Here is a 6,221-nt window from a genome sequence, read left to right on the forward strand (position 1 = left end):
AGGTATTTCCGTTCAAGCATTCCGTAGACCATGCAGATGAAGAAATGAGCCTTACAACAGGCACAACTATCTACAACCAAGGTACGATTTACAGCGAACCGACAATCACGATTTATGGCGTAGGTGATGTAACACTCATGATCAATGATGTGAATTATTCCCTGACTGGAATTGATGGCTATGTCACAATCAATAGCGAGCTACAGGAAGTTTACAAGGATACAGTAAACAAAAACAATTCCTTTTTGGCTATGGAATTCCCACGGTTTGAAGTGAAGGAAAACAGTATCAGCTGGACGGGAAATGTAACAAAAGTGGAAATAGAACCGAAATGGAGGTGGTTATAAATGGCACAAACCTACAACAGATTATTGATTGATGTGAACCAAAAAATAAACAACATTGTAACGGCAAAGCAGAACGATACTGCAAGCCGTTTTTTAGATGTTTCGTTATACAGCAATGGCGTACCTATCAATTTAACAGGGCACAGCGTAAAGATTTATTTTAAAAAACCCGATAGCACAGAGGTGTTTACAGAGGGAGAGGTTACCGATGCCACCACAGGCAGGTGTCAGTTTGAATTGACAAGCCAAACATTGGCGGTATACGGAGATTTAAAAGCAGAGATTACGATATGGAATGGCAGTACAGAGGTTTTGTCAACACAGACTTTTACTATTTGTGTGCTGGAAATGCTGCGGAGTGATAATGCGATAGAAAGCACAAATGAGTTTGGTGTATTGGTTACGTTGTTTCAAAGCATTCAAAACTCCTTAGAATTGATGAATGTCATAAAAACAAACTTCGGGGAAGCCGGGGAAAAGGCCGCAGAATATGAAGCGACTACGTTTTGGGAAATGCTTGAGGGATTGGCAGATAAAACAGAAGAAGCTATTCAGCTTGATGTGAGCGGAAAAATCGGGGAGCCAACTGATACAACTGGGGGAACGGTTTTTGGAAATATGGCGGTTGCGAAAATTGGAATAGAATCGACCGTGAACGCCCATGTTACGGATGAAATTACAGATTTACAAACACACATCGACGGATTGTCAAACATCAAAAGTATTCAAAGGGGTGTTGTGACTGTAAACAACGGAGGTACAACAACATTTACAATATCATCTGTGAACCCTGCAAAATGCCAAGTTGTATTAAACGGCATGGGCAAAACAAGCGGCGGCGATATTTGTGTTCCGTATCTTTTTAGCCTTACCGAAACATTTTTAACGATTAAGTTGAGCAGCGATGGCGCAAATGTTACTACATCGTATCAAGTAATCGAATTTAACTAAAGGAGGGATACAATGTTTTATTACGCACAGGTTGATAAAAGTAGTATTTGCATTGGTGTTTCTCAGCTATCGGGAGTTGTTACCGCCGACAATATGATATTGTTGGAAACCTATGATGTATCATTGTTAGGCAAGCGGTACAATAACGGCGCATGGGGGGAAGTGGTATAAATGATTACCATACATGAAAAGAATTGCACAACGTTTGACGCACTAGGCTTGGGGGCATTGCTTCCAAGCTTTTGTGTTGTAACGGAAGAATTAAACGGACTGTATGAATTGGAGCTGGAACATCCCTATGATAAGTTGGGGAAGTGGGAAAAGCTTGAAAATGGTTGCATTCTTTATGCCAGTACGCCAAAGGGCAAACAGGCTTTTCGGATTTATAATATCAAGCCTACCATGGAAAGTATTACAGTGTATGCACGGCATATCTTCTATGATTTGATGGACAACTTTATTCAATCTTGTAGTATCACAGCACAGACACCACAAAATGCATTGAGTAGCTTACAATCAGCTTTTAACTATGCTATGCCGTTCACGTTTCATACCTCGCTTACAGGCACAGGAAGCATAACAGTTTCAAGTATTAATCCCATAGCTGCACTTTTAGGAGCTGGGGAAGATAATGATAGCTTTGTATCTGTTTTTGGCGGTGAGATATTAAGGGATAATTATAATATCTCTTTTTTACCTTCTGTGGGAAGTGATAAGGGGGTTTCTATCCGATACAGTAAAAACCTTATAGGCTTAGAAATTGAAGAGGATATTAGTGAGGTGGCAACCAAAATATTTCCTGTTGGCAAGGATGGGTTAATCGGTTCACCTGTGAATAGTTCTCATATTAATGATTACCCATATCCCAAAGTAAGGAAATATGAGGATTCTTCCCTTACAACGCAGGCACAGCTTACAGCATTTGCACAAAGTTTATTTGATAGTGGGGTAGATTTGCCAACGGTAAACATTAAAGCCAATTTTCAGTTATTGACAAAGACGGAAGAGTATAAGGATTTTGTTATTTTGGAAGATGTCAAGCTTGGGGATGTGGTAACCGTATCCAATACAAAAATAAATTTTAGTAAAAAGGCGCAAGTGATTTCTTATGAATGGGACTGTCTGCTGGAACAGTATAACGAGGTGGAATTAGGGGATTTTGTTGCTGATTTGACCGCTTCCGTTACAAGTGGGGAAAAGAGCCTTGCCACTGCGGTTGGTGCATCCACCGAAGTGAAACAGGTATACGGTTTGATTTCGGGGAAGGTGACGATAAATGAGAGTGGCCTATACATTTGCATGGATGGTACTTCTACCCAAGATGCAACGAAAGTCTTTCATTTTGGAAATTATGGACTAAGATACAGCAGTACAGGAACAAAAGGGAGTTGGACAACTATTATAGATAGTGAGGGGACTATATGAGTAGGTGAATGAGGGGTGAAACGATGAATCAAGATGAAATTGCAGAAAAAGTAATTGAGGTAGACCAGCGAAGCAAGAGCAATAAGTATAGATTGGATAAGGTGGAGGAACGCCAGGGAAACCTTGAGCAACTCACCAATGCTTTCGCCAAGATGGAAACCGAGCAGAGCTATATCAAAAAGGACGTTGGTGAGATTAAAGCAGATGTAAAAACCCTAGCGGAGAAGCCTGCAAAGCGGTGGGAAAGTATCGTAAGCACCGCAGTTACCGTTATTGTAGGGGCACTTATCGGGTATTTGCTGAGCGGGGGGAGGATACTATGATCGTACAAAACATTGATTTTTCGGTAAACGGACAGGCAATTCAATTTTCCACGATGGCGCAACTTGTAGCCAACAGCGTAAACATTGCTATGGCTACTTTTACGTTTAGTGACGATTGGGCGGGTTACAGCAAAAAGGCAATATTCACGAACGGCAATATTAGTAAAACACAGATTTTGACGGAAAATACGGTTGAGATTCCGTCAGAGTGCCTAATCTTTGGATCGTTATATATATCCATTGTGGGTGTGATTGAATCACCATACAGCCGTATTACGACGGAAAAAATAAAAGGCATTCCTGTTATCAGTTCGGGCGCATTAAGCGGCGGAGAAGCAGACGAGCCCACGCCGACCGAAGCAGAACAGATTATGATGGCTGCGGAGGCCGCACTAACCATAGCCAATGGAATCGATGCAAAGGCACAAGAGGCATTAACCATAGCCAATGGAATAGATGCAAAGGCAACACAGGCATTATCGACGTCCAATACAGCACTGGACAGCGTAAGCACGCCAGAATACACAGCGATACAGCTAACACGATTAGAGCAAATTAAAGCTGTTGAGGATAGCTATAGCGGTATCGCTGAATTCATTGTGGGCGGAAATACAATGCAACAGGTTGTGGTAAATGGTGATTTTGCGCAAGGTACGAGTGGGTGGAATGCTGACTCGGCAATTATTTCTGCCGCAAACAAGATATTAACGATTACTGGCAACGGATTGTCGGCTTTTCCACAGGCGGGTAAGACAGAAACAAGAATAATCATCAACGGAAAATATTTTATCAAAGGGCGGTGTAGGTTAAATTCTGCTTATGCTGGAACAGCATTTTTGGCGGTACAGATAAAGGGCACAACGGGAGGTTCTTTTGCACAAAAAATTCAAAATCCAATCGTTGGCACGTGGTACGACATTTATGCAATAGCTGATGCATCTACCTTTAGTGGCAATATCAGGGTAATTCTGTATGGTCAATTTGCAGATGCCGCCACCGCAAACGGTAAAGTTATAGAAGTGGATGGCAATGTCAGTGTATTTGCAATCCCAATCACAGGCACCCCTTTTGAAAACATGGCCGCAAGCGAGATCAATGCCAATATTAGCGAATATTGGGGAGGATTGAAAAGTGTCGAAAAGGTTGAAGTAGTAAGTAGGGGAAGGAATTTGTTTGATGGGGTGTTAGAAGTTGGTTCTATTTCCTCAACGACTGGCTTGCCCACTGTGTTTGCTTCCAAATCCAGAAGTGCCAACTTTATTAGACTCAAACCTAGTACAGCTTATAAAATATCGATAACAACGGGTGAAACTTTTGATTTAGCATTATGGTACTATGACCATAATAAAAAATTTATATCGTATGTAGACCCATATGGTCTACCAGTTTTTACAACACCTTCTAATTGTGAATTTATGAAATTTGTAAATCATTCAACAGATTCACCTTCATATTCTATACAGCTAAAGGAAGGTTCAACAGCATTACCATATGAAGATTACCGAGGTTCAACCGCATCAATTCAATGTACAGACAACACAAAATTTGACTTGGCTAAATTGCCAAATGGCGTGGAGAATACAGTGGAATTTAAAGATGGAAGATACAGGGCAATCAAGAGGGTGGAAAGATATGTATTGCCTAGCTCCTACTTCTATTCAATATCTACAGGCGGTACAATTACGGATGCAGTTCTTGTGACTAAGCCAACAGGCGATAAATTAATAGACATTACGAGCAGAGCAATACTTTCGTTTCAATTTGAAGGTTTTGAAACATACAATGTCTTAACAATGGATAGTGATATTGCCATAGGTAAAGCTTGCAATGTGAGTACTCTCAAGTATGGTCTAATTGTTCCCAAGGGAACTTATGCTGATATAGTTGCGGCAAGAACGGCGTTAGCAGGCACAGTGATTTATTACGAATTAGCGACACCTGTTACGATTGACGAGGAAGACTTTGCTGATTATGGAATTAGCATTGAGGGTGTGTTGACGTCAAACAATGAGTACACTGAATTTTATACCGGCAATTACAACATATTCAGCCCTATCAGCATTGAATATGCGGCGAATTTGGCGAAAGCGGTTGAAAACCTAAAGGGCGGCATGATTAGTCTGAAAGAATTTCAAATGATGCAAAATCTAATCAATTTAGAGTTTGATGCTAGAATAGCAGTTTTAGAGCCATAAAAAGGAGGGGTTTATTTATGATAGGATTTGACAGATTTGAAGCATTAAAAAAAGGGATTGTTGATGGAAAAGCAGAGTTTATCATGATGCTAGCAGATTTTCACTTGCAAAAGGGCGGCATAACACAAGAGCAGTATGATGAATTAAATAAATTATCATACCCGACAAGTGTTGAGGAAATGGCGGAATATTAATGAGCCTGAGGGCAAATCAACAGAAATGAGAGGGGAGGCTGCCATGAAGGAAAAACGCAGACGTCTGCGGATTAATGATGATACCATGACCACCATCGTAGTGTTGTCATTGCTTTTCTGTGTTGCGGTGGTGGTTGCCGGCATGGTTTTAGCCTATTTTAGCGTAGATGTATCCACTATCGTTGGAAATGCCTTAACGGTATTTGGTACGGAGCTAGGCATTTGCGGGGTTATGACGATGTTTGACCGCTGGACGGGCAGGCAGGATAGGCTGACAGAAAGGCGAGAGGCAAAGCGGAAACAAAGAGAAGAAACAAAAGTAAATGAAGAAGCAGAAAAGGAAGCATTTGTCGACAAATTAAAGGGGGAGAATAATAATGACATGGCTAGTTGAAAATTGGGTATTATTTGTTGTATTGTTGGCGATTGCAGGGACTGCCGCCGTGGCGGTTTATAAGTTCGCAGGGCTGCCGTCTGCAAAGCAAGTGGAAACAATCAAAGAGTGGTTGTTATACGCCTGTATTGAAGCAGAGAAGGAACTGGGCGGTGGAACAGGGCAGTTAAAGCTACGGTATGTTTATGATTTATTTATTACAAGGTTCCCTGCCGTTGCAAAGGTGGTTTCGTTTGAGGTTTTTTCCGACTGGGTTGATACAGCGTTGGACAAGATGCAGGCATTACTGGAACAGAACCAGGCAATTAGAGAGGTTGTAAAGGGGGAAGATGTATGACAGGAGAGGAATTAGTTGCTTTTGCCCGTTCCAAGCTGGGAGTACCCTATGTATA

9 protein-coding genes are annotated in these 6,221 nt (G+C 41.3%); all 9 read left to right on the forward strand.

Annotated features, from left to right (window positions below; all coding sequences use genetic code 11):
• The coding region (locus tag PHO71_RS24905; RefSeq protein WP_367279938.1) for a hypothetical protein at positions 1–347 on the forward strand (347 nt) is incomplete at its 5' end.
• Positions 348–1,298: a BppU family phage baseplate upper protein gene (locus PHO71_RS24910; RefSeq protein ID WP_300208867.1), complete on the forward strand. Its 951-nt coding sequence runs from the start codon at positions 348–350 to the stop codon at positions 1,296–1,298. It begins immediately after the preceding gene.
• 12 nt (positions 1,299–1,310) lie between these two features.
• Positions 1,311–1,469 carry a hypothetical protein gene (locus tag PHO71_RS24915; protein ID WP_300208869.1) on the forward strand — a complete coding sequence of 53 codons (159 nt, stop codon included), beginning with the start codon at positions 1,311–1,313 and terminating at the stop codon, positions 1,467–1,469.
• Positions 1,470–2,723: a phage tail spike protein gene (locus PHO71_RS24920; RefSeq protein WP_300208871.1), complete on the forward strand. Its 1,254-nt coding sequence runs from the start codon at positions 1,470–1,472 to the stop codon at positions 2,721–2,723. It begins immediately after the preceding gene.
• Between the two features lie 23 nt (positions 2,724–2,746).
• Entirely contained in the window at positions 2,747–3,046 is a 300-nt protein-coding gene (locus tag PHO71_RS24925) for a hypothetical protein (RefSeq protein ID WP_300208873.1), read from the forward strand.
• Positions 3,043–5,241 (forward strand): hypothetical protein, encoded by a 2,199-nt coding sequence (locus PHO71_RS24930; protein ID WP_300208875.1) that lies wholly within the window; start codon positions 3,043–3,045, stop codon positions 5,239–5,241. The genes PHO71_RS24925 and PHO71_RS24930 overlap by 4 nt, the downstream gene beginning before the upstream one ends.
• Before the next feature lie 17 nt (positions 5,242–5,258).
• The gene (locus PHO71_RS24935; RefSeq protein WP_300208877.1) at positions 5,259–5,435 is read left to right on the forward strand and encodes a hypothetical protein; all 177 of its coding nucleotides are present in this window, start codon (positions 5,259–5,261) and stop codon (positions 5,433–5,435) included.
• 43 nt (positions 5,436–5,478) lie between these two features.
• On the forward strand, positions 5,479–5,829 hold the full coding sequence (locus PHO71_RS24940) for a hypothetical protein (RefSeq protein ID WP_300208879.1): 351 nt from the start codon (positions 5,479–5,481) through the stop codon (positions 5,827–5,829).
• Entirely contained in the window at positions 5,813–6,166 is a 354-nt protein-coding gene (locus tag PHO71_RS24945) for a hypothetical protein (protein WP_300208881.1), read from the forward strand. Before PHO71_RS24940 ends, PHO71_RS24945 begins: the two co-directional genes overlap by 17 nt.
• The last annotated feature ends 55 nt before the right edge of the window (positions 6,167–6,221 follow it).

It is taken from the genome of Bacteroides sp. (assembly GCF_028690125.1).
GTDB lineage: Bacteria > Bacteroidota > Bacteroidia > Bacteroidales > Bacteroidaceae > Bacteroides.

Coding starts and splice junctions, on each gene's coding strand:
- PHO71_RS24910 (WP_300208867.1), top strand. CDS start 348: ATGGCACAAACCTACAACAGATTATTGATTGATGTGAACCAAAAAATA.
- PHO71_RS24915 (WP_300208869.1), top strand. CDS start 1,311: ATGTTTTATTACGCACAGGTTGATAAAAGTAGTATTTGCATTGGTGTT.
- PHO71_RS24920 (WP_300208871.1), top strand. CDS start 1,470: ATGATTACCATACATGAAAAGAATTGCACAACGTTTGACGCACTAGGC.
- PHO71_RS24925 (WP_300208873.1), top strand. CDS start 2,747: ATGAATCAAGATGAAATTGCAGAAAAAGTAATTGAGGTAGACCAGCGA.
- PHO71_RS24930 (WP_300208875.1), top strand. CDS start 3,043: ATGATCGTACAAAACATTGATTTTTCGGTAAACGGACAGGCAATTCAA.
- PHO71_RS24935 (WP_300208877.1), top strand. CDS start 5,259: ATGATAGGATTTGACAGATTTGAAGCATTAAAAAAAGGGATTGTTGAT.
- PHO71_RS24940 (WP_300208879.1), top strand. CDS start 5,479: ATGAAGGAAAAACGCAGACGTCTGCGGATTAATGATGATACCATGACC.
- PHO71_RS24945 (WP_300208881.1), top strand. CDS start 5,813: ATGACATGGCTAGTTGAAAATTGGGTATTATTTGTTGTATTGTTGGCG.